The sequence below is a fragment of the Pseudomonadota bacterium genome, from assembly GCA_016719885.1.
In the GTDB taxonomy this organism is placed as follows: Bacteria; Pseudomonadota; Gammaproteobacteria.
In genome coordinates, this window is sequence record JADJYF010000027.1 from 60,714 (window position 1) to 83,462 (window position 22,749).

The window sequence follows — 22,749 nt, forward strand, 5'->3', positions numbered from 1 at the left end:
AAGACCGACCGGACAGGAATTTGTGGGTCAGGCTTCAGCCTGACATTCGCCCGTTCCGACCCTGCGCCTCGTCAGGCTGAAGCCTGACCCACAAAACACATGAGCGCCGATCACAACGACAGGCGCTTGAATACGCGCTCCGGTATGGCACGGATGATCATCATGATCATGCGCCAGAACCACGGCAGGTAGACGACATCGCGTTGCGCATCGATGGCCTCGACGATGCCGGCGGCGATGGTGTCGGGCTGCGCCCATAGCGGGCCTTTCTTGAACGCCGCCGTCATCGGCGTATCGACGAAGCCCGGTTTGATGGTCAGCACCGTCACGCCGTGTTTGTACAGGCGATTGCGCAAGCCCGACAGGAACACTTCCAGCGCGGCCTTGCTCGCGCCATACACGTAATTGCTCTGGCGACCGCGATCGCCCGCCACCGAACCTATCACCGCAATCGCGCCGCGGCCGGCGGCCTGCATGACATTGGCGAGCACGGTCAACAGCGCGAGCATCGACAGAGTGTTGATCTCGAACGCGCCGCGCAGCGCGGCAAGATCGTGTTCACAGGCGTCTTGATCGGGCAGCACGCCGTGCGCGAGCAGGGCGACGTCGAGACCCTCCAGCGCCGCGCGCGCGCCCTCGACCAGCGCCGTAGGGTCGAAGTCCTGCGCGAAGTCGCAGTGCGCCGTGTGCACCGATGTGGCGCCGCGAATTTCCAGGTCGCGCGCCAACGTCGCCAGCCGTTCGGCATCGCGCGCCACCAGGTACAGGTGCGCTCCGCGCGCGGCATAGCGCCGCGCCGCGGCTTGCGCGATCGCCGAGGTGGCGCCGATGAGCAGCACTTTGGTCATGGCTTCAGAGCCCCAGTCTTTGTGATTGCAGTGAAGCGAAGCGACCCAGCGCGCCGTAGCGTTCGCGGATCTCCTGGAAGCGTTGCCACTGCGGGTAGCCGTGGCGGAAGGTGGCGGTCGACATGGCGGCGTCCTTGGCCAGGTACAGGCGACCACCGTGGGCGACGACGATGGCATCGAGACGCGCGCACAGCGCAAGCGCCGCGTCGCTGCGCGCGAAGTCCATGGTCAAGGTCAGGCCGCTGCGTGGAAACGACAACAGGTTGTCGTTGCCGGCGCCGAAGCCCTTCAGCACCGCGAGCGGCGATACCAGGCCGCTGGCGGTCACGCATTGCAACAGTTCGCGCAGCGCCACGCGCGCGCTGTCCGGTGGCAGTACGCATTGATGCTGCAGGAAGCCGCGCCGGCCGTAGAGCCGGTTCCAGTCGCCGAGCGCATCGAGCGGAAAGAAGTAGCGCGCGTAGTGCACGCGATGGCTGGCGGTGTTGCGCGCGCCGCGCGCGTGGTAGAGCGCATTGAAGGCGCGCGTGAGCGGCCTGCCGAGCAGGCCGGCGGGCATGTCCAGCGGCACCGACAGCGCGCGGCGCGTGTCCGGCGCAAGCTCGCCGTCGCGCGCGTGTTCGCCCAGCATCACGATGCCGCGCCCGCGTCGCGCGCCGCCTTGATTGACGTCCAGCCACGCCACCACGTAGGTGCTGCCTTCATGCTGTTCGAGTAGCGCCAGGGTGGTGTCGAGATCGGGCGTCGCCAGCAGGCGTTGGTCGATATGGCTGCTGCTGACGGCACGCAGGCGCAGACGCGCGGCGAGGATGATGCCGGTCAGACCCATGCCGCCGGCGCTGGCGTGGAACAGGTCGGCGTGGCTGTCGCGTGAACAGCGCAGCACCGAACCATCGGCAAGCATCACGCTGATCTCGTCGACGAACTGGCTGAAGCTGCCGTCATGATGATGATTCTTGCCATGCACGTCGGCGGCGATGGCGCCACCCAGGGTCACGTAACCCGTACCCGGCAGCACCGGCAGGAACCAGCCGCGTGGCACCACCACCGCGAGGATGTCGGCGAGCGTGACCCCGGCGCTGCATTCGAGCGTGCCTGCCGCGCTGTCGAAGGCGATGAAGTGATCGAGGCGCGTCATCAGCACGCTGCGGGCTGCGAGGCTGGCATCGCCATAGCTGCGACCCATGCCGCGTGCGATGAGGGGCGCCTGCACGCTTTGCAGCAAGCGCGCCACCGCCGTGCGCGTGGCCGGCGCATGCACCGAGCTTTCGATGGAGGGGTAGCGTCCCCATCCGCTGACCGGCTTGGATATCATCATGACGATTGGCGAGCGTGCTGCACACGGTTCCTGGCTTTTGCCGCTGGCCGCGACGACGGTACGTGCGGCGCGGCTATAATAGCGGCCTGCCGCGCCATGCATGCATGTCACCGCGCCTGGACGGGCGCGGCGGAGGATGGCGCACCCCAGCCAAGGACCCGAGCCATGAGCCCAGTGGACAGCCCCGTCGCGACGCCAGCCGGCGGCGTCAATCGTCGCCTCGTTGTGCTGGCGGTGGGGGTGGTGGCCATCGCCTGCGTGGCGCGCGCCATGCAGCTTGCGTGGCTGTCCGACGACGGCTTCATTTCGTTTCGCTACGCGCAGAACCTCGCTGAAGGTCGCGGCCTGGTCTACAACGCCGGCGAGTACGTCGAAGGCTATACCAATCTCCTGTGGACCTTGGCCCTGGCGGCCTGCATGCGCCTCGGCGCCGGGCCCGAGATCATGTCCCACGTGCTCGGCATCGCCTGCTGGCTGGCGCAGGTGGCGCTGCTGGCCTGGTGGTCGTGGCGCCGCGCCGCCATCGAGGGCACGCGCTACCTGCCGCTTGCCGCGGCGCTGACCCTGGTGCTGGAAGATCAGCAGCGCTGGGCGACCGGCGGCCTCGAAACCAGCATGTTCGGGCTGTTCTCGAGCTGGGGCCTGTTGCTGCTGGCGGTCGAGGTGCCGGACCGGCGTCGCCAGTTGCTGGCGGCGCTGCTGCTGGGACTCGCCACGCTCACGCGGCCGGATGGCGTGCTGTTCTGCGCGCTCGGCGTGGCCTACGCGTTCGTCGCCAGGCCCGGCGCAAGCGTGGCGCAACGCTGCGCCGACAGTGCGACCGTGGCCGTGCCGCTGGCGCTGATCGGCGCCGCTCTCGTCGCGTTCAAGCTGAGTTACTACGGCGATATCTTTCCCACCGCCTTCTACGCCAAGTCGGCGCTCGACGAATATTCCAGCCAGGGCCTGTATTACGTTGGCCTGTTCGTCGAGCGCAACTGGTTCATGCTGCCGTTCCTCGCGCTCGTGCTGTGGCCGGCGCGGCGCGGCTTGCGGCGCCTGTGGTCGCCGGTGTACGGCCTGCTGCTGGTGGCCTTCGTCATGTTCACTTTCTACGTCATCCACAGCGGCGGCGATTTCATGTACGCGCGGCGCCTGATGCCGGCCTTGCCCTTCCTGTGGCTGCTGTTCGAAGCGCTGCTGAACGGCATCGAGCGACAGGCCGTGGCGCTCGCGCTGTTTCTCGCGACGCTGGTGGCGAGCGCCTTGCCGAGCAACCCGTTTGGCGACACACCGCGGACGCTGTTGCGCGGCATCGCCGCCGAGTGGACCTTCTACCCGCGGGACTACGTCGCGTTCTGCCGCAACCGCGGCGAGTTCCTGCATCGCGTGCTGGGCCAGCGCCCGGTGCGCGCGGTCTACAGCAATTCGCTGGCGATGCTCGCCTACTACAGCCGCCTGCCTTACCTCGTCGAGTATTCCGGCCTCACGCAGTACTCGGTGGCGAAGAAGCAGGTCGGCGAACGCGGGCGCGTCGGTCACGAAAAGGCGGTCGACAAGGCGTGGATGACGGCGCACGGCGTAGAGATGTATTTGTTCATGGACAAGGAGCCGCTGGTCAAGAACGGCGCGCGCCGCTACGACTATGCGCGGCTCGGCGGACGCCTGACCGCGCTAATCTGGATCTACCGCGACGAAGTGGTGGATGCGTTTCGTGACCAGCCGGACGTCGATTTCGTGCCCATCGAAGCGGTGATGCCGGGCATCGAAGCGAGTCTCGCCCGGCAGCCCTATGCGCAGGCGCGCGCCACGCTCGACCTGTTCGAATCCTATTACCTCGATCACGCGGCGCCGAAATGGGCCGATACGGCCGCGCGCATGCGGCGCATCGTCGCCGACAAGGCCGGCGCGCAACCATGACGGACTCGCGCCGTGCCGGCGCACAAGGGACAAGCGTGCCATGAACGATACGCCCAACGTGACCGCCCGCTCGCCGCTGGCCGCCATCTTCGCGCTGCTGCGCCCGCGCGAATGGACCAAGAACATCTTCGTGTTGGCGCCGCTGGTGTTCGCCGGGGCATTCAGTCATCGCGTCGCGCTGTACCACGCCGGCCTCGCCTTCCTGCTGTTCTGCGTGGCGGCGTCGGCGGTGTACATCGTCAACGATCTGCATGACGTGGCCGAGGATCGCGCCCATCCCGTCAAGCGTCGCAAGCGGCCCCTGGCCGCCGGTGAATTGAGCCCGCGCGCGGCGTTGCTGCTGTTGCTGGCGTTGTACGGCGTGCTGGCCGTCGGTTACTGGCTGATGCCGCGCGCCGGCATGATCGTGATTGGCTACGTGCTGCTCAACATCGCCCACACCTACTTGCTCAAGCTGCAGCCGGTCATCGACATCTTTTCCATCGCCATCGGCTTCATGCTGCGCGTGTATGCCGGCGCCGAGGCGATCGCGGTGCCGGTGTCGTCGTGGATGTTCGTCACCACCTTGTGCCTGGCGCTGTACCTCGCTTCGATCAAACGCCGCCAGGAATTGAACTGGGCGGGCGGCACGGGGCGTGCGGTGCTGGCGCACTACACCGCGCCGCTGCTGGATCGCTTCGCGCAGACCGCCGCCACCGGCGCCCTGATCTTCTACAGCCTGTTCGTGATGTCGACGCGCCCGGAACTGGTGGCCACCATTCCGTTCGTGCTGTTCGGCCTGTTCCGCTATCAATGGCTGGTGGAGGTACGCGAACTCGGCGAGTCGCCGGCCGATGCGCTGCTCGGCGACTGGCAGCTGATTCTGACGGTGCTGTTCTGGCTGGGGATGTGCGCCTACGCGGTCGGTCATCGCCTGACCTGAGCGCGGGCGCGCGCCCAGGCTTCATACACGGGGCCGCGCTGGTGTATGGTCGCCCCTCTGTCACACCCTGCTTCACAGCTTCAGGAAGGCCTCGATGAAATACTGCCCGCAATGTGGAAAACCGTTGATGCGTCTGCCGCTCGGCGGACGCGAACGTCCGGCCTGCCCCGATGCGCGCTGCGGCTTCGTGCACTGGAACAATCCCATTCCGGTGGTGGCCGCCATCGTCGAGCATGACGACCACGTGGCGCTGGTGCGCAATGTCGGCTGGCCCGAGCATTGGTACGGCTTGGTGACGGGCTTCCTGGAATCGGGCGAGATGCCCGAGGAAGCAGTGCTGCGCGAGGTGCAGGAAGAACTGGGACTGACCGCCGAGTTGAAATCCTACATCGGCATGTACGAGTTCTACCGCAGCAACCAGCTTTTGATCTGTTACCACGTCAGCGTGCCGAGCAAGGACGTCAAGCTCGACCGTCACGAAATAGCCGACAGCAAATGGGTGCACGTCGAGGAAGTCAAACCGTGGACCGCCGGCACCGGCAAGGCGCTGCGCGACTGGCTGCGCCAGCGCGGTATCGAACGTGAACTGGTGGACTTCGACCGCGTGCGTTATTGAACGAACCCGCGCAGGTGCGAATGAATTCGCCCCTATGGCTTGCGCGGCGGCACCGGGTCGATACCGGAGCCACCCCAGGGATGACAGCGCGCGAGGCGCGCCAGTGCCAGGCGGCCGCCACGCAGCACGCCGTGCACCGTGACGGCCTCGGCGGCATATTCGGAGCAGCTCGGCAGATAGCGGCAGCGCGGGCCTAGCAGCGGCGACAGCGCGACCTGGTAGGCCCGGATCAGCAGCAGCACGGCACGCACGGACCAGCGCCGTGTCGCGCCATCACCCTCAGGCGTGTTGGGCATCCGTGGATTCGTAGCCCGGCTTGGCGAAGCGCTGACCGCAGTAATAGCAGTCGACGTGGCGACGCCCTTCGAAAGGCAGGTAGACCTTGGGATGACCGAGGGCGCCGCCCCCTCCATCGCAGCCGATCTCCTCGGCATTGTCATCGACGATCTTTATTTCGCGGGGCCGGGTAGTCACGAATGCACGGAGCCTCAAGGACCGGTGGAAAGATAGTACCGCTTCGAGCGGCGCCGATTCGTATTCTATAGTATCTGTCAGCCGCGCATGGAAGCCATGCCCGGCACCGGCCATGGCTGCCGGCACAATACATTCCGGAGGTCGAATCATGGCGAAGGTCTCGATGAATTCAGCGGTCAACATGAGCGCTGACGAAGTTTGGAAAATGATCGGACAGTTCAATGCGCTGCCGGACTGGCACCCGGCGGTGTCGAGCAGCAAGCTCGAGGACGGCGGCCGGGTGCGGCGCCTGTCGCTGCTGGGCGGCGCGGAAATCGTCGAGCGCCTGGAGAAGATCGACGACAACGACCGCTTGTATCGCTACAGCATCGTCAGCGGCCCGCTGCCGGTCGCCAATTACACCGCCACCATCCGCGTCAAGGACGACGGCAAGGGCAAGGCCACCATCGAATGGTCGAGCGAATTCGACCCGGCCGGCGCCACCGAGAGCGATGCCACCAGCGCCATCCAGGACGTCTACAAGATGGGTCTCGACAACCTGCGCAAAATGTTTGGCGGCTGAGGCCGCTAACGCGGGATTGTCCTTTCCTGACGAGTGAATGCCTGTGAACGATCTTCGATATTCCAGTGACCATGTGTGGGTGCGCCTCGACGACGACGGCGTGGCGACGGTGGGTGTGACCGATTACGCCCAGGCCGAACTGGGCGACGTGATCGCCGTCGAGGCCCCCGAGGTCGAACGCGATATCGTCGTCAACGAAGAGATTGGCATGCTCGAGGCCGACGACGGCAACTTCGAACTGAAGGCGCCGACCAGCGGCAGCGTGGTCGAAGTCAACGAAGCGGTGCTGGAAAAGCCGGAACTCATCAACGAATCGCCGTTCGACGATGGCTGGCTGTTCCGCATGAGCGTCGACGACGAAGAGGCGCTGGATGACCTCATGGACGAGGAAGACTACGCCGACTACCTCGACTCGCTCGGCTGAGGCGGCGGCGCGACGGACGGCTGCCAGTCCTGCAGGTGGCGGGCGATATTGTCGCCCACCCACATCTGCGGCCTCGACGGTTCCTTTAATTCGCGTTTCTCGCGCGCGGCAATCGCGGCGGCAGCCTGCTCGAAGGCCGTCACGAAATTGGTGGTGTGCATGAGCGCGTCGGCGAAGTAGGCCTGGCCGAAATAGGTCCAGTCGCGCTCGGCGCCGCAGCCGAAAGACGAGCGATCACGCGCCGAGGCGGTGATGACGATGCTGTCCGGCGATTTCAAGCCTTCGATGAATCCGCCGGAATAGCACGCGGAAATGATGATCACCCGGTAGCGGATGCCGGCCTGGTCGAAACTCGCGCGAATGTCCTCGGCGTAGAGGTCATTGAGGCCGAGCGGGCCGAATTCCACCGCCAGCGATGAATCCTCGTAGCCGTGGGAGGTGAGGAACAGCACCGCCACGTCGTCATCGACATCCATGATGCGGCCGAGGCCGGCCGCCACGCGCGCGAGATTGTGACGGTTGGCGAGCGGGTAGCTGTCGACGGTGCGGCGGTGGTTGATGAGGGTGAGCGTGCGGCCCGCGAGACCGAGCCGTCGCACCACGATATCGCGCACCGCCAGCACTTCGCGCATGAACACGTCCTGCTCGGCATAGGCCGCCATGCCGACGAAATACAGGTCGGTGGTGAAGGGCGTCTGCGGCCGCATCTCGACCAGCGCCGCGTCGAGCATGTGCTGCTGCTGGTAGTAGACCGATTCGACATCCACGCCCGGCTCGTCGCTTTCAGCCCGGTAGAAGATCGGAGAGTCCGGCAGCCATTGATGCATGGCTGCCAGCAGCGCGCCGTAACACAGCACCGCCAAGGCGCGGCGCCAGCGCGGGCTGTGCAGCGGCGGCAGCGCGAGCGCACGCCACAGCAGCGTGCAGTACCACAGCAGCAGGCTGCCGTAGAAAACCAGGGTGTAGGGCGTGTCGACGTCGAGCGCGAAGGCCTTGGCGAGATACTCGATGGCGCGACCCAGCGCCCACACCGGCAGGCCGGCGCTGCAGGTGACCACCACCAGGTAGCTCATGCCGCCGCGGCCGATGCACAGCCACGCCGCCACGGCCAGCGCCGCCAGCCACAGGTACATGCGCGTCGCTTCGGCCATCGCGCCCCAGATCCAGAATGTCGCGCCGTCACCGGCGGCCAGCCATTCGACCGCCAGCGTCGCGCACCATGCCAACAGCATCATCAGCAGCGCCTGGCCGAGGCTGGCGTCGAAGGCATCGGCGTCGGGCGTATGGCCGCGCGCCACGCGCGCGCCGGCGATGATGTTGCGCGCGAGGGCGGTCAGCACACCATGGCGCAGCGGGGCGGACTCGCGCGCGGAGGAAAGATCGCTCATGCGGATGAAAGGGAACCTCGATGAAGGGCACACGTCGCGGCGGGCCGTCGCGCATGCCGATGTCGTGCAGGCGCGCGGGAGCGCGCGCTGCCTGCCGCGCATTGCCCGGCAATTTGTGGAATCATGCGCGCTCACCTCGACTCACGGAATTGCACCATGTTGACCGCCGAAGGTAAACGCAGTCTGCGCGCCCAAGCGCACCATTTGAAACCGGTGGTACTGATTGGCCAGCACGGCGTGACCGACGCCGTGATCGCCGAGATCGGCATCGCGCTCGATGCCCACGAGTTGATCAAAATTCGCTTTCGCGGTGCCGAGCGCGATGCGCGCGAGGCGGACATCGCACGCATCTGCGAACAGCTCGGCGCCGACTTCGTGTCCAGCATCGGCGGCACAGCGGTGCTGTTCCGCCATCGACCCGAGCCCAAACCCAAGGCCAAGGCGCGCGCCAAGAAGCCGGCGAAACCGTTCGCGCGCCGGCGCGGTGGTCAATCGCAGCAGGGGGCGTGATCGCGATGAACTGTGATCTCGTGGTGCTCGGCTCCGGGCCGGGCGGCTACTCGGCGGCTTTCCGCGCCGCCGACTTAGGCCTGAACGTGGTGCTGGTGGAACGCGAGGCGAGTCTCGGCGGCGTGTGCCTCAATGTCGGCTGCATTCCGTCCAAGGCCTTGCTGCATGCGGCCAAGGTCATCGCCGATGCCCGCGACATGGCGGTCCACGGCGTGCATTTCGGCGAACCGCGCATCGAACTCGACGCCTTGCGCAATTGGAAAGGCAAGGTGGTCGGGCAGTTGACCAAGGGTCTCGAGGGTCTCGCCAAGCAGCGCAAGGTGCAGGTGCTGCGCGGTACCGGCAGCTTCGCCTCGCCGCACACCCTGAAAGTCACGGGCGCCGACGGCGACACCGTGGTCGAATTCAAACAGGCCATCATCGCCGCCGGCTCCGAGCCGGTGCGTTTGCCGGGCCTGCCGGACGACCCGCGCGTCATCGATTCGACCGGCGCGCTGGCGCTGGCCGACATCCCGGCGCGCCTGCTGGTGATCGGTGGCGGCATCATCGGCCTCGAGATGGCGACCGTGTACATGGAGCTCGGCGCCGACGTGACGGTGGTCGAACTGACAGCGGATCTCATGGCGGGCGCTGATCGCGACCTGGTCAAACCGCTGGAGAAGCGCTTGAAAGGGGGGCTCGCCGCGATCATGACCGCGACCAAGGTGGTGAAGGTCGAAGCGGCCGAAAAAGCGCTGACGGTGCATTTCGAAGGCAAGGGCGCGCCGTCGACGGCGGACTTCGAACGCGTGCTGGTGGCGGTCGGTCGGCGCCCCAACGGCGACCGCATCGGCGCCGACGCGGCCGGTGTGGCGGTCGATGCGCGCGGCTTCATCGCTGTCGACAAGCAGATGCGCACCAACGTGCCGCACATCTTCGCCATCGGCGATATCGTCGGGCAGCCCATGCTCGCGCACAAGGCGGTGCACGAGGGCAAGGTGGCGGCCGAGGTGGCGGCCGGCCACAAGGCGGCCTTCGATGCGCGCGTCATTCCGTCCGTGGCCTATACCGACCCCGAAGTCGCGTGGGTCGGCGTCACCGAAACCGAGGCCAAGGCGCGCGGGCAGGCGATAGAGAAGGGCGCCTTCCCGTGGGCCGCGAGCGGTCGCGCGCTGTCGCTGGGCCGCAGCGAAGGCATGACCAAGCTCATCATCGACCCCGACGACGGCCGCGTGATCGGCGCGGGCATCGTCGGGCCGGGCGCCGGCGACCTCATCGCCGAGGTCGCACTCGCCATCGAGATGGGCTGCGACGCCGAGGACATCGGCCTGACCATCCACGCCCACCCAACCCTGTCGGAAACCGTGGCGATGGCGGCCGAGATGTGGAGCGGCACCATCACCGATCTCTACGTGCCGAAGAAGCGCTGAACGATGCCCGGCGGCGCGTGGCTTGACAGCCCCGTGCCCCCTCCTTAGAGTTCGTGGCAACTTGCTGCGTCGCAACAAAATCCTTGCCGACGGGTTTTTGTGCTTCCATTGCAGCGATGAGTACGCACGCGGGGAGCCCCATCATGACTGCCAATTCACCGTTCGCCGATCTGCCGAGCCCACTCGATCTCGCCGAAGCGGTCGGCAATATCAGCGCCCAGTCCCAGGCGATGCTGCAGAAATTCTTCGAGGGCCACAGCCAGAAGGAATTGGTCGACATCGACCCGGCCGGCATCCTGCCGGCATTCGCGGCCTTCACCGAGAGCCTGACGCGCGATCCTTCGCGCCTGCTCGAAGCGCAGTTCAATGCCTGGAACACCTACATGCAGATCTGGCAGTCGACGGCCCAGCGCATGTTCGGCCTGGAAGCCGAGACCGTGGTGGCGACGCCCAAGGAGGACAAGCGTTTCAAGTCCGAGGACTGGGAAAAGAATCCGCTGTTCGATTACATCAAGCAGACCTATCTCGCCACCGCCGGCCTCATGCAGGGCCTGGTGGCGGGCGCCGAAGGCATGGATGACAAGACCGCCAGGAAACTCGAGTTCTACACCAAGCAATACCTGGACGCGATCGCGCCGACCAACTTTGCCTTGACCAATCCGCAGGTGCTGCACGCGACGGTCGAGACCGGCGGGCGCAACCTGCTCGACGGTTTGAAGAACTTCCTGGCCGACATCGATCCCAAGGACGGCAAGCTCAAGACCCGCATGGTCGATTCGAGCGCCTTCGAACTCGGCAGGAACGTCGCCATCTCCCCCGGCAAGATAGTCTTCCAGAACGAGCTCATGCAGCTCATTCAATACAGCCCCAGCACCGCCGAGGTCTATCGTCGGCCGCTGCTGATCATTCCGCCGTGGATCAACAAGTACTACATCCTCGATCTGCAGCCGAAGAATTCCTTCATCAAGTGGGCGGTGGACCAGGGCCTGACGGTGTTCGTGATCTCGTGGGTCAATCCCGACGAAAGCCTGGCCGAGATGGATTTCGACGACTACGTGCGCCAGGGGCCGATGGCGGCGCTCGACGCCATCGAGGCGGCGACCGGCGAACGGTCGGTCAACGTGATCGGTTATTGCCTGGGCGGCACCTTGCTCGGCGCCACGCTGGCGCTCATGCAGGCGCGCGGCGACGAGCGCATCAACGCCGCGACCTTCTTCACCGCCATGCTGGACTTCGCCGAACCGGGCGATCTCGGCGTGTTCATCGACGAGGGCCAGCTCAAGGGCATCGAGCAGACCATGCAGGAAAAGGGCTATCTCGACGGCGCCGAGATGGCCACCACCTTCAACATGCTGCGCGCGAACGATCTCATCTGGTCATTCGTGGTGAACAACTACCTGCTCGGCAAACAGCCGATGGCGTTCGACCTCCTGTACTGGAATTCGGACTCGACGCGCATGCCGGCGAAGATGCACAGCACCTATTTGCGCAAGATGTACCTCGAGAACCAGTTCTGCAAACCGCAGGGCATGACGGTCGATGGCACGCCGATAGACCTGCGACAGGTGCGCATTCCCACCTGCTTCGTGTCGGCGGTGGAAGATCACATCGCGCCGTGGAAATCGACCTATGCCGGCGCGCGCCTGTTCCAGGGGCCGGTGAAATTCATACTCGGCAAGGCCGGCCACGTGGCCGGCATCATCAATCCGCCCGGGCCGCGCCAGTACGGCTATTTCACCGGGCCCACGCCCAGTGAAATGACCGCCGACGAATGGCTGACCAAGGCCGAGGCGCATGACGCCTCGTGGTGGAATGAATGGACGCAGTGGGTGACGAACCTCGCCGGCGAGAAAGTGCCTGCACGCGTGCCGGGCGCCGGCAAACTCAGCGTCATCGAAGACGCGCCGGGCAGTTACGTCGCGCGTCGTCTTGCGACCTGAAGAGGGTTCTGTCTCAGGCGTTGGGCATCAGGATGGCGATGAACTCCGACACCTCGGTGTCGACCTGTTGCATCAATTCCTCGATGGTTTGCTCGGTGGTGCCGGTCAGGGCCACGGCGGTCGCGTCGTAGTCCGGTACTGGTTCGCTGTCGGCGTCTTGCCATACGGCCGCGCGCGCGGTGGTCGCGGCGATGTGCATCACGGCCGCGAACGGCTGATCGGCGCTCGCCACGTTGTTGATGACATGGGTATGCAGCGCCACCGGTTGCACCAGCGCCGGCGGCAGGTTCCATTGGCGCAGCAGTTCCGCGCCGACATCGGCATAGTCGAAGCCCAGCGTTTCCTGCTGCACCAGGCAATAGGGCCGCTCCGTCGCGCGCGCGGTCACCACGCATTCCGTATAGGCCTGCGGCAGCTGGTGCGCGATGATCAGGTTGCCGATGTTGTGCATGAGGCCGGCGATGAACAGACGCTGCGGCGCCGGCAGTGAACAGCTCACCGCCAGGTGCCGCGCGCAGACCGCGGTGTAGACGCTCATGCGCCAGAAATCGAAGATGTCGAACAATTCGTTCTTGAGCCGCGTCAGCGAGCCGACCGCCGAAGTCGCCAGCGCGATGTCGTGGATCTGCGAAAGACCGAGCACGCGCACCGCGTGATCGATCGAATCCACGCGTGACGCGAGCGCCAGGTAGGCGCTGTTGGCAAGGCGCAGCACGCGGCCGGTAAGGGCCGGGTCGCTGGTCACCACTTCACTGATGGCCCGCAGCGAGGCGCCGGGGTCATCGACGATTTCACGGATACGTACGTAAGCCTGTGGCAGGGGCACGAGGTCGAGCATGCCGTCGACCAGGGTCGCTACCGGTGACATCGTCTGCGCTTGTAAGGATGTAGCCATGAGGCGGCTATCGGCAGCGATTATGCGGGCTTGAATGCCACCCCGGGGGTGGCGCGACGGGAATGTGAGCGATGCCGCAGTCCGGCGCGCGGCCGGGCGGTTGCCGGCCCGCGGCAATGCGTGTGAAATGCGGTACAGATATCAGCGGCCCCGGCCGCCGCATCGTGAGCCGCCATGACCGAGGAACGTTCTCGCCTAGCCATGCCATCGGCCGCACTGGCGCGTCTGCGCCAGGCGGCGCTGGACGGCGACCTGGAGGCCTGCTGCCAGCTGGGGCGCTGTTTCGCCCATGGCTGGGGTGGCCCGCGCGACGAGCGCGAAGCCTTCACCTGGTTCCTGCGCGCCGCGCGCGGCGGCCACGACGAAGCAGCGCTACGCGCTGCTCGCCTGCTGCTCAAGCGGGTCGATGCGCGCGAGCATGAAGCGGACGTGCGTTACGCCCTGCAGCGCGCCGCCCATGGTGGTCACGCCGAAGCCCAGGCCTTGCTTGGCTGGTGTTACCAGCGTGGACGCCTCGTGGAGGTCGAGGATCGGGCGGTAGCCATCGAGTGGTTGCATCGCGCGGCCTTGGCGGGCAGCGCCAGCGGCCGTTACTTCCTCGCCCTCAATCTGCAACGCGGCCTCGGCATCGGTCGCGATGAACGCGCCGCCGCCGTGCTCCTGGAACTGGCCGCCGAGCAGGGCGACGTGCGCGCGCAACTCGCTTTCGGTCGCGCACTCAGCGAAGGACGGGGCGTGGCGCGCGATTGCGGTGCCGCGCTGGCCTGGTATCGCGCGGCGGCGACGCGCGGTCATGCACGGGCGCAGTACAGCCTCGCCCTACTGTTGGCCGGCGGCGCGGCGCCCGAGCAGGATGACGAAGAGGCGGCGTGCTGGATGCTGGCTGCGGCTCGCCAAGGCCTGCCCAGGGCCCAGTACATGCTCGCTTCCATGTTCGAGCGCGGTCTTGGTATCGCGCAGGATCTCGTCAGCGCGCAGCACTGGCTGGAACAGGCGGCGCGCCAGGGTCATGTCAAATCGCAGTGGCGTTTATATCGTTGGCTGAAGCGTGCCGGCCACGGCGCGGCCGCGCTACGTTGGCTGGAGGCGGCCGCCGAAGGCGGCGACCCGCACGCGCAATACAAGCTCGCACGGCATCATCTGAAGCTCGGCGCCGAGACTTCGAAGCTGCGCGCCTTCGTGCTGTTCGGACGTGCAGCCAAGGACGGCCATGCGCGGGCGGCCTATTGCCTGGGCGTTTGCCATTATCGAGGCGTAGGTACGCGGCCCGATCCGCTGGAAGCGTATCGCTGTTTCAAGCGTGCCGCGCAACTCGGTTCGCCGGCGGCGCTGACCGCCCTTCAATCCCTGTCCGGCCGGCTCGGGCCCGATCCCTTGACCCACGCCAGCGGACCGGCGAACTGAGGAGATATCGACCGCGCGATGCCCGTCGTCGTCTTGTTAAGGTGCGCGTTCGAAAATCATTGCCTGGAGCACCGTGCGTTCGAAGTCACGTGCAACGAAGAGTTGTTGCCCGGCGATGACCCAATGCGAAAGATGGCGATGAACGCTCCCCCGACCGGCCAACATCCGCTACAATCGGCGCCCCGGTCGCCAGCGACGGCTTCAGGAAGGCAGTGGCGGAGTGGTCGAATGCGGCTGACTCGACCACTTCGATAGTGAAGTGGGACGCACAGTGCGCCCCGCAGGGGTGAGCCCGCCACAAGGCGGGCGAATCCAATCAGTTGTCCAGCAGCGCGACGCGCTGCCGGTCACTGAAAGCAACCAGTCACGGAGAGGTGGCAGAGTGGTCGAATGCGGCTGACTCGACCACTTCACGATAGTGAAGTGGGACGCACGGAGTGCGCCCCGCAGGGGTGAGCCCGCCACGAGGCGGGCGAATCCAATCAGTTGTCCAGCAGCGCGACGCGCTGCCGGTCACTGAAAGCAACCAGTCACGGAGAGGTGGCAGAGTGGTCGAATGCGGCTGACTCGAAATCAGTTGTACGTTTGCGCGTACCGGGGGTTCGAATCCCTCCCTCTCCGCCAATTCCTTCAGACTCCTGATCCGTCCACCCCAAGAGTGACGCATTTCGCGTGCGCGCTGCTGGCCGGTCGCCCCTCGCTCGTGACAATCTGACCTAGGTTGCCAACGCGTGACCAGGCTACATCAACAGGGAGGTTCATCATGACCACGCCATTCTTCCGTGCTCTCGCCATCGTCACCGCGCTCGCCGCGCCGCTCGCCCATGGCGCCAACCTGCTCAGCAATGCGGGCTTCGAAGAGGGGCTCAATGACTGGCAGACCAGCGGCAGCGCCGCGCTTCGGAGCGCGAATCCGGCGGCTTTCGAGGGCGAGTCCTATGTATTCGGCAGCGCCACGCCGTTGTTCGCGGTGAGCCAGGTGGTGGACCTCGTGGCGGGTGGCCTGGTGAACCCGACCGATATCGACAGCGGTGCTCTCAAGCTCGTGTTCGGCGGCTACCAGGCGGGCTTCAGCGGACAGACCGACGCCGGGCAAATCACCGTGACCTTGCTCGATGTCGGTCTCAACCAGTTGAATGCGGTGTCATTGCCGTCGTTCTTCTCCAACGGCATCTGGGTGGAACAGCGCGGCGAGACCTTCCTCTTACCCGGCACGCGCAACGTGCGCTTCGACTTCATCGGCACGCGCAAACAGGGCTCGAATAACGACGCTTATCTGGACGCCGCCTTCCTCGAGGTGACGCCGGCGCCGGTGCCCTTGCCGGCGAGCCTGCCGCTGCTGGCGGCGGCCGTGGGCGGGCTCCTGTGGCGTCGCCGCGCGCGCTGAGTTCGCGCACCCACGCACCTGAGATTGAGTCACCTGTCAGGCGTCCTCATGGCGAGGGCGCCTGACGGTCTGCCGATTACACCACCAGGTCCGAAGCGCCGAGACTCGTGACGCCGGTCAGGTTGATGACGAACTCGACGGTGTTGAAGTCGAGGTCGGTATTACCCGACAACACGCCGTTTTCGAACTTGAGCTGACCGGCCGCGGTGAATGCCGAGACCAAGGTGGTGCTGAACGCCTCGTCACCGATGGTGGTGGTGTCGGCGTCAATCCCCGAGAGGTCCAGCAGATCGCCGGTGGTGAAGTCCGTGACGGTGTCGGTGGCCGCGACGTCGGTACCGAGGTCGGTCAGCGCATCGAAGTCGAATCTGTCATTGCTGGCGCCACCGGTCAGGAGATCGATGCCTTCGCCGCCGCGCAGGATGTCGCCGCCGCCGCCGCCCGACAGGGTGTCCGCGCCGTCGCCGCCGATCAGCAGGTCATTGTTGTCGCCGCCGACGAGTGTGTCGGCGCCGCCGGCACCGCTCAAGGTGTCGGCCCCCGCGCCGCCGTTCAGGACGTTGGCGTTGTCGTTGCCCGTCAGGTTGTCGGCGAACGCCGAGCCGGTGAGATTCTCGACGTTGAGCAAGGTGTCCGTGCGCGAGCCGCCGGTCACCTGCGCGGTGCTGATGGCGAGGCTGACGGTCACGCCTTGGGTGCCGCTCACGCCGGAGGCATAGCTCACGGTATCGGTGCCGTCACCGCCATTCAGCACGTTGTTGCCGACGCCCGCGATGAGGAGATTGCTCTGCGCGTTGCCGGTGAGGCTGGCGGAGGTGGTCAACATGATCTGGCCGCGCTCGACGAAGTTACCCAGCGTGTGCGCCGTGGCGAAGCTTTTGACCAGGTCGGTGCCGCCGCCGAGGAGCTCCCGTTCGATGTCGGTCGCGTCGCGCACGATATAGGTGTCGTTGCCCGCGCCGCCAATCATGAGGTCGCGGCCCGAGCCGCCGTCCATGAAGTCGTTGCCGTTGCCTGCGGTCATGGTGTCATTGCCGGCCAGGCCGTACATGCGGTCGTGGCCGCCGGTGCCCTTCATGGAATTGTTAGAGGCGTTGCCGAGTATGGCGGTACCGGCGAACATCACCACGCTTGCGCCGGTGTGGCCGACATTGCTGACATTGCCGGCCTTGTCCGTTGAACGGATGAGGATATCGTTGGCTTCGTAGGCGCCTTCGGCCAACTTGAAGCGGAAGGCGCTGGAACCGGTGGTCTTGCCGCGCGTCCAGTGCGCGCCCTTGTCGGTGCTGAACTCCCAGGTGGCGCCGGCTTCAATGCCGCCCACCGACACCACGCCGGTCTTGTTGTGAATGGTGCCGGTGGTGGTTTCCACCGCCGATTTGATCACCACGTTCTTGAGTGGCACGTCGCTCATGCCGGCGCGATCGCCGGTGGCGACCTTGCCAATCTTGTCGATCACCGACATGCCCGACACGACCTTGCCGAACACCGCGTAGCCGTCGTTGCTGGCGCTGTGGTTGAGTTCGGAATTGCCGACCAGATTGACGAAGAACTGGCTGGTCGCGGAATCGGGATCGGAAGTCCGCGCCATGGCGATGGTGCCGCGGGTGTTCTTCAGCCCATTGTCCGACTCGAGGCTGATGGGCAGGTAGAAGGGTACCTTCTGCGCCAGGCCCGTGGTGAAGCCGCCGCCTTGCACGACGAAGTCGGATATCACGCGATGAAACACCAGGTTCTTGTAGAAGCCGCTGTTCACGTAGGCGAGAAAGTTGACGACCGTGTACTGCGCATCGTTCGGCGCCAGTTGGAACACCACGTCGCCAAAGGTGGTGGTCATGGTCACCCGCGGGCTGGTGGTCCATTTGCCGGCGGGCCAGAGTTCGGGGGGCACGGGCTTGGTGGTATCGGTGGCCATGGTTGCGCTTCGTCCGGTTGGGTAAGGGGGACATGTCCGCGGCGGACACGTGCCAAGGGCTATGCTTTATACCAAACTCGGGCGCCGAATATGATGCAGAAACTGCGCTTCATCGCGGTAATTTGCGCAGGCACACAAAGTTCACATTCGACAGACGCGCCGCCAAGCGCCAGGCACCGCACGGTGACCACGCAGCGCCACGCGTGAGCGCACTGCCGCCCGGGTCTTACTCGACGACCTCCGCCACCATTAGTTCGAGCCGCGGCACGTCCACTATCTGCATGCCACGGCGCTGCAGCTTTTTAAGAAGGCCAATCTTGGTCAGCCGATTGAGTTCGTTGCACACCGCTTCGCGGTTGCAACTGATGCGGGACGCGAATTCGAGATGCGTCGGCATGCGCTCTATGGTGACCACGCCGGCCCCGCTGCCGGCGGCGCGCGCCAGTCGCAGCAATTCGGCATGGATGCGGTTGTTGACGCCTAGCGTGCTCATTTCCACCACGCGGTCGGACAGCAGGCGCACCAGCTTGGCGAGGCGCCGCAGGACATAGTTGGAAACCGATGGATATTCATGCAGCACGGTCAGGAAGTTGCCGGCGGTGAGCGACACGAGGAACGATGGGCTGCGGGCGATGACTTCCGCCGAGCGGAGGTCGCCGTCGAGCGCCGACAACTCTCCGAACATCTCGCCCGGTCCGGTATCGCGAAACGCCACCTGGCGGCCGCGCGCCGCGAAATAAGTGATCTTCACCACCCCGCTCATCACGAAATACACGCCGTGGCCATCGTCCCGTTGCGGAATGATGTGCTCGTCGGCGGCGTAACGGCGGCCGTGACAAAGGCGGGCAATCTTTTCGCGCGAGGCCTCGGGCAGTGACGCGAACGCGTCGAGCGCTGCCAGCGATTGCGCGGTGACGGTGATATTCCTCGTTTTGACCATGTCCCTGACCTCCCTCGAGTATCGATTGCGGATACCAGGCCCCCGCCTGGTGTGCGAGCTGCACGTCCACGCTGGAAAGGCTAGCCGCAAACGAGATGCGGAAGAACGAGAAATCCCACATTTGGGAGGCGACGGGGAGGGGCGGGGGAGCGGTAGCGGTGACCTGACCGGCAGGTCACCGCCGCGAACGCTCAGCTGACAACCGGGTTGGCGTCGCTCCAGGCCAGCGCCTCGTCACTGACTTCGAGTTTGACCTGCGACCATTTCAGGGACACGCGTTCGACCGTGCCTTCGACCGCCAGCTTGAAATTGCCGAGGTTCAACTCCTCGGCCGGGCGCGACAGCAGCTGGGTCACGGCATGGGCGGCTTCGAAAGGCTCGAGCATGCGTGGCTGCCAACGGCCGAAGACCTTGGCATTGTCGGCGTATTCCTCGGTCATGCCGGTGCGCACGAAGGGCAGCATGAGGCAGCAGGCGCTGGCCATGTTGGCGGCCTTGCCGAGATTGGTACGCAGCACTTCCGGCAGGCGCAGCACCGCCCAGTTGGCGACCACGTAACCCGGCACCGCCACGCCCGGTTCGATGGACTGCATGGACGAGATGTAGATGAACTGCACGGGACTGTTGTGATAGACCGCTTCGCCGGCCCACAGGTGGGTCATGTAGACGAAGCCGTCAATCTTGGTGTCCATCACCAGCTTGGACTCGGCGAGGTTCTCGATGAATTCGCGGCGCACCCGCGCGCGGCGTTCGGCGCGACTCTCGCCGTCGATTTCCGGCAGCGCGCGCCCGAAGCGATAGCCTTTTTCCGTCAGGCCGGAATTGCAGATCACGATGTCCGGGCCTTTGCCGCCCATCTGCTCGATGACGTAGCTGCGTGACGCCCACAGGTCGCGGGTGTTGGTGACATCGGCCTGCATGGCAAACGCCTTCACGCCATTGGCGCGCATGGCATCCACCATGTCGAATCCGTCGCGGTAGCTGGAATGGAAGTGCACGCCCACCACTTCGGCGCCGCTGGCCGCCGCCGCCAGCGCCAGGCCCTGGCCGATGCCGCCGTCCTTGCCCGAGCCGGTGATGAGAACGCGCTTGCCCTTGAAGGCGTTTTCCGGAAATTTGAATTTTTCGTAGTCAGCCGTAAACGCCATGGCGATGCTCCTTGGGGTTCTTCTTTGCTATGCGGTCAAGGTAATGGATAGTCCTGGGCGAATCCAGCGTGAAACCGTGTCACGCGGCGGCGCGTGCGTTACGGGCACGCGTTGGACGCCCGGCGCTCGTATGCGATGATTCCGACGAAGCATTTTGGGGCGTCCATGAACAACAATTCCGTACACGGCGCGGGGGAGATCCGCGTGGCCGTGATAGGTGCCGGCATGTCCGGCATTCTGACCGGCATCCGCCTGCTCGAGGCCGGCATTTCGAATTTCGTCATCTACGAGAAGGCCGCGAGTTGCGGCGGCACCTGGCGCGAGAACAGCTATCCGGGCCTGTCCTGCGATGTGCCTTCGCACCATTACGTGTACACCTTCGAGCCGAATCCCGAGTGGAGCCACATGTTCTCGCCGGGGCCGGAGATCCGCGCCTACTTCGAGCGTACGGCGGAAAAATACGGCGTCGCGTCCTACATCCGCTACAACACCGAGGTGGTGGCCGCCGAGTTCAACGACGACCGCTGGCATCTGCGCTTCGCCGATGGCGGCGGCGATGAGGCGACGGTGGTGATCGCGGCGACCGGCGTGCTGCATCACCCGGTCTACCCGGACATCGACGGTCTCGACACGTTTGCCGGGCCGTGCTTTCACAGCGCGCGCTGGGATCACGGCGTATCGCTCGCGGGCAAGCGCGTCGGCATCATCGCTACCGGCTCGACCGCCATCCAGATAGTCACCGGCATCGTCGACGAGGTGGCGTCGCTTGATCTGTTCCAACGCACGGCGCAGTGGGTGTTGCCCGTATCCCAACGAGCCTTACAGCGAGGAGCAGAAGGCGGAGTTTCGCGCCAATCCGGCCAAGATGAGCGAAATGTTCTGGCATATGTCCGATCAGTTCACCAACTCGTTCGCGCGCGCGGTGATCGGCGACGAGACGCAGATGGCGCGCATCGAGCAGCGTTGCCGCATGAACCTCGAACACAACATCCACGACCCCGAGCTTCGTGCCAGGTTGACGCCCGACTACAAGGTGGCATGCAAGCGCCTCATCATGTCCGACAGCTTCTACGCGGCGATTCAAAAGCCGAACGCGCACCTGGTGACCGACGGCATAGCGCGTATCGAAGCGCAGGGCGTGCGCACTCGCGACGGCGTACTGCACGAGCTCGACGTGCTGGTGCTGGCCACCGGCTTCGATGGTCATCGCTTCATGCGCGATATCGACATCCGTGGCCAGGGCGGCGTGAAACTCGACGACGCATGGTCGCAATCGCTCGAGGCCCATCGTTGCCTGGCGGTGCCCGGCTTCCCCAATTTCTTCATGCTGATCGGGCCCAACAGCCCGATAGGCAATTTCTCGCTGATCCTCATCGCCGAGATGCAGGTCGATTACATACTCAAGCTCATCGAGCGCATTCGCGCCGGCGCATGTCGTGCGCTGGCGCCGAGCGCCGAGGCGACCCGGCGCTTCAATGCCGAGATCCGCGATGCAATGAAGCACACGGTGTGGGTGTCGGGCTGCCGCAGCTGGTACCTGGACAAGAACGGCACGCCGGTCACCTGGCCGTGGTCCTTCGAGCGCTTCAAGGACGACATGCGCGAACCGCGCTGGGCGGAATACGAGCTCATGGCCTGACACGCGCGCGGCGCATCCAACAACATCCCAAGAGAGGCACGCAATGGACGGATTCAAGCACGGCTATGCCAGCGTCAACGACGCCCGGCTCCACTATGTCGAAGCCGGCCACGGGCCGCTGGTGGTACTGCTGCATGGCTTTCCCGAACTGTGGTATTCGTGGCGTCACCAGTTGAGCTTCCTGGCGCGCCACGGCTACCGCGCGGTGGCGGTAGACCAGCGCGGTTACGGTCGCTCCTCGAAATTCTGGCGCACAGAGGCCTATCGCATCGGACCCCTGATAGCCGACGTGGTGGGGCTGGTCAAGGCGCTGGGCGAAACGCAGGCGGTGGTGGTCGGCCATGACTGGGGCGCGCCGGTGGCTTGGACCTCCGCCTGGCTGCACCCGGAAGTGTTCCGCGGCGTGATGGGCATGAGCGTGCCGTTTGCCGGTCGCGCCTTGATCGGACTGCCGGGCAATCCTTTCGGTGAGCAGCGGCCCGATGAATACCATGCCGAACTGGCCGGCCCCGGCCAGGATTTCTACCAGACCTATTTCGGCACGCTCGGCCCCATCATCGATGAGTTCGAACAGGATGCGCGCGGCTGGCTGCGGGACATCGTCTACTCGGTGTCGGGCGAGGGCATGCTGGAGGCGGGCTTCGATATCAATGCCGCCGATCCCGTCACGCTCATCCGTGGCAGCGCGCTGTGCATTCCGCACGGTACGCGCATGCGCGAACGCTTCATGACGCCCAAGGTCATGCCACCCTGGTTCGACGAGGCCGATCTCGAATTCTTCGTGCGTGAATATGAGCGCAGCGGTTTGGCCGGCCCCTTGAGCTATTACCGCAACCTGGACGCCGATTGGCACGATCTTGCACCGCACGCCACGCGCAAGCTCACCGCGCCGTCGTTTTTCCTGGGCGCGGAGTTCGATGTCGCGACCTGGTGGGGCGCCGAATGTATCGAGCGGGTGAAGGAAGTGGCGACCGACTATCGCGGCACCGAGATCTTCCCGCGCTGCGGCCACTGGCTGCAGCAGGAACGTCCGGAAGACACCAACCGCGTGTTGTTGGAATTCCTGCGCGGCCTGGACTGAGATGCCGGAGGCGGCGCCGACACCAGCGCC

Annotated in this window: 20 protein-coding genes, 1 tRNA gene and 1 pseudogene; 13 read left to right on the forward strand and 9 right to left on the reverse strand. The window is 65.5% G+C overall.

Features of this window, described 5'->3' with window-relative positions; translation table 11 throughout:
- Positions 1-110: 110 nt before the first annotated feature.
- Positions 111-848, reverse strand: a complete 738-nt coding sequence (locus tag IPM80_23715; GenBank protein ID MBK8961352.1) for an SDR family oxidoreductase — start codon at positions 846-848, stop codon at positions 111-113.
- Between the two features lie 4 nt (positions 849-852).
- Positions 853-2,163 carry an FAD-binding oxidoreductase gene (locus IPM80_23720; protein MBK8961353.1) on the reverse strand — a complete coding sequence of 437 codons (1,311 nt, stop codon included), beginning with the start codon at positions 2,161-2,163 and terminating at the stop codon, positions 853-855.
- A 168-nt stretch (positions 2,164-2,331) separates the two neighbouring features.
- Here IPM80_23720 and IPM80_23725 point away from each other — a divergent pair, with 168 nt between their 5' ends.
- From IPM80_23725 to IPM80_23735, 3 genes are all read left to right on the forward strand, one after another.
- Positions 2,332-4,065 carry a hypothetical protein gene (locus tag IPM80_23725; GenBank protein ID MBK8961354.1) on the forward strand — a complete coding sequence of 578 codons (1,734 nt, stop codon included), beginning with the start codon at positions 2,332-2,334 and terminating at the stop codon, positions 4,063-4,065.
- 40 nt (positions 4,066-4,105) lie between these two features.
- Positions 4,106-4,987 carry a decaprenyl-phosphate phosphoribosyltransferase gene (locus IPM80_23730; GenBank protein ID MBK8961355.1) on the forward strand — a complete coding sequence of 294 codons (882 nt, stop codon included), beginning with the start codon at positions 4,106-4,108 and terminating at the stop codon, positions 4,985-4,987.
- Positions 4,988-5,081: 94 nt separating this feature from the next.
- Positions 5,082-5,603 carry an NUDIX hydrolase gene (locus tag IPM80_23735; protein ID MBK8961356.1) on the forward strand — a complete coding sequence of 174 codons (522 nt, stop codon included), beginning with the start codon at positions 5,082-5,084 and terminating at the stop codon, positions 5,601-5,603.
- A 32-nt stretch (positions 5,604-5,635) separates the two neighbouring features.
- On the opposite strand, the gene yidD is transcribed toward IPM80_23735, so the two are convergent.
- On the reverse strand, positions 5,636-5,899 hold the full coding sequence (gene yidD / locus IPM80_23740; GenBank protein MBK8961357.1) for a membrane protein insertion efficiency factor YidD: 264 nt from the start codon (positions 5,897-5,899) through the stop codon (positions 5,636-5,638).
- Positions 5,883-6,191, reverse strand: a complete 309-nt coding sequence (locus tag IPM80_23745; GenBank protein ID MBK8961358.1) for a zinc-finger domain-containing protein — start codon at positions 6,189-6,191, stop codon at positions 5,883-5,885. Before IPM80_23745 ends, yidD begins: the two co-directional genes overlap by 17 nt.
- Before the next feature lie 49 nt (positions 6,192-6,240).
- Between IPM80_23745 and IPM80_23750 the strand changes: the two genes are divergently transcribed.
- Entirely contained in the window at positions 6,241-6,639 is a 399-nt protein-coding gene (locus tag IPM80_23750; protein MBK8961359.1) for an SRPBCC family protein, read from the forward strand.
- A 43-nt stretch (positions 6,640-6,682) separates the two neighbouring features.
- Complete coding sequence (gene gcvH / locus IPM80_23755; protein MBK8961360.1) at positions 6,683-7,063, forward strand: glycine cleavage system protein GcvH; 381 nt, start codon at positions 6,683-6,685, stop codon at positions 7,061-7,063.
- Here the strand turns inward: gcvH and IPM80_23760 are convergent.
- Positions 7,042-8,451, reverse strand: a complete 1,410-nt coding sequence (locus tag IPM80_23760; protein MBK8961361.1) for a hypothetical protein — start codon at positions 8,449-8,451, stop codon at positions 7,042-7,044. The genes gcvH and IPM80_23760 overlap by 22 nt on opposite strands.
- 156 nt (positions 8,452-8,607) lie before the next feature.
- Here IPM80_23760 and IPM80_23765 point away from each other — a divergent pair, with 156 nt between their 5' ends.
- From IPM80_23765 to phaC, 3 genes are all read left to right on the forward strand, one after another.
- Complete coding sequence (locus tag IPM80_23765) at positions 8,608-8,961, forward strand: YhbY family RNA-binding protein (protein ID MBK8961362.1); 354 nt, start codon at positions 8,608-8,610, stop codon at positions 8,959-8,961.
- 5 nt (positions 8,962-8,966) lie between these two features.
- Entirely contained in the window at positions 8,967-10,370 is a 1,404-nt protein-coding gene (gene lpdA, locus IPM80_23770) for a dihydrolipoyl dehydrogenase (protein ID MBK8961363.1), read from the forward strand.
- 143 nt (positions 10,371-10,513) lie between these two features.
- A complete protein-coding gene (gene phaC / locus IPM80_23775) occupies positions 10,514-12,310 on the forward strand; it encodes a class I poly(R)-hydroxyalkanoic acid synthase (protein ID MBK8961364.1) in 1,797 nt (598 codons plus the stop codon).
- Positions 12,311-12,323: 13 nt separating this feature from the next.
- Here phaC and IPM80_23780 read toward each other — a convergent pair whose 3' ends face one another.
- On the reverse strand, positions 12,324-13,178 hold the full coding sequence (locus tag IPM80_23780; protein MBK8961365.1) for an HDOD domain-containing protein: 855 nt from the start codon (positions 13,176-13,178) through the stop codon (positions 12,324-12,326).
- A 228-nt stretch (positions 13,179-13,406) separates the two neighbouring features.
- Between IPM80_23780 and IPM80_23785 the strand changes: the two genes are divergently transcribed.
- The 3 genes from IPM80_23785 to IPM80_23795 all read left to right on the forward strand — a co-directional run bounded on the left by IPM80_23785 (position 13,407) and on the right by IPM80_23795 (position 15,996).
- Entirely contained in the window at positions 13,407-14,609 is a 1,203-nt protein-coding gene (locus IPM80_23785) for an SEL1-like repeat protein (GenBank protein ID MBK8961366.1), read from the forward strand.
- A gap of 534 nt (positions 14,610-15,143) precedes the next feature.
- Positions 15,144-15,233, forward strand: a tRNA-Ser gene (locus IPM80_23790).
- 139 nt (positions 15,234-15,372) lie between these two features.
- The gene (locus IPM80_23795) at positions 15,373-15,996 is read left to right on the forward strand and encodes a hypothetical protein (protein MBK8961367.1); all 624 of its coding nucleotides are present in this window, start codon (positions 15,373-15,375) and stop codon (positions 15,994-15,996) included.
- Between the two features lie 76 nt (positions 15,997-16,072).
- On the opposite strand, the gene IPM80_23800 is transcribed toward IPM80_23795, so the two are convergent.
- The 3 genes from IPM80_23800 to IPM80_23810 all read right to left on the reverse strand — a co-directional run bounded on the left by IPM80_23800 (position 16,073) and on the right by IPM80_23810 (position 19,999).
- Complete coding sequence (locus IPM80_23800; GenBank protein MBK8961368.1) at positions 16,073-17,911, reverse strand: peptidylprolyl isomerase; 1,839 nt, start codon at positions 17,909-17,911, stop codon at positions 16,073-16,075.
- A 226-nt stretch (positions 17,912-18,137) separates the two neighbouring features.
- On the reverse strand, positions 18,138-18,851 hold the full coding sequence (locus IPM80_23805; protein ID MBK8961369.1) for a Crp/Fnr family transcriptional regulator: 714 nt from the start codon (positions 18,849-18,851) through the stop codon (positions 18,138-18,140).
- Between the two features lie 191 nt (positions 18,852-19,042).
- Positions 19,043-19,999, reverse strand: a complete 957-nt coding sequence (locus tag IPM80_23810; GenBank protein MBK8961370.1) for an SDR family NAD(P)-dependent oxidoreductase — start codon at positions 19,997-19,999, stop codon at positions 19,043-19,045.
- 165 nt (positions 20,000-20,164) lie between these two features.
- On the opposite strand from IPM80_23810, the pseudogene IPM80_23815 reads away from it, so the two are divergent.
- Both IPM80_23815 and IPM80_23820 read left to right on the forward strand, forming a co-directional pair.
- Positions 20,165-21,638 (forward strand): annotated as a pseudogene (locus tag IPM80_23815) (NAD(P)/FAD-dependent oxidoreductase).
- Positions 21,639-21,681: 43 nt separating this feature from the next.
- Entirely contained in the window at positions 21,682-22,719 is a 1,038-nt protein-coding gene (locus tag IPM80_23820) for an alpha/beta hydrolase (protein MBK8961371.1), read from the forward strand.
- The last annotated feature ends 30 nt before the right edge of the window (positions 22,720-22,749 follow it).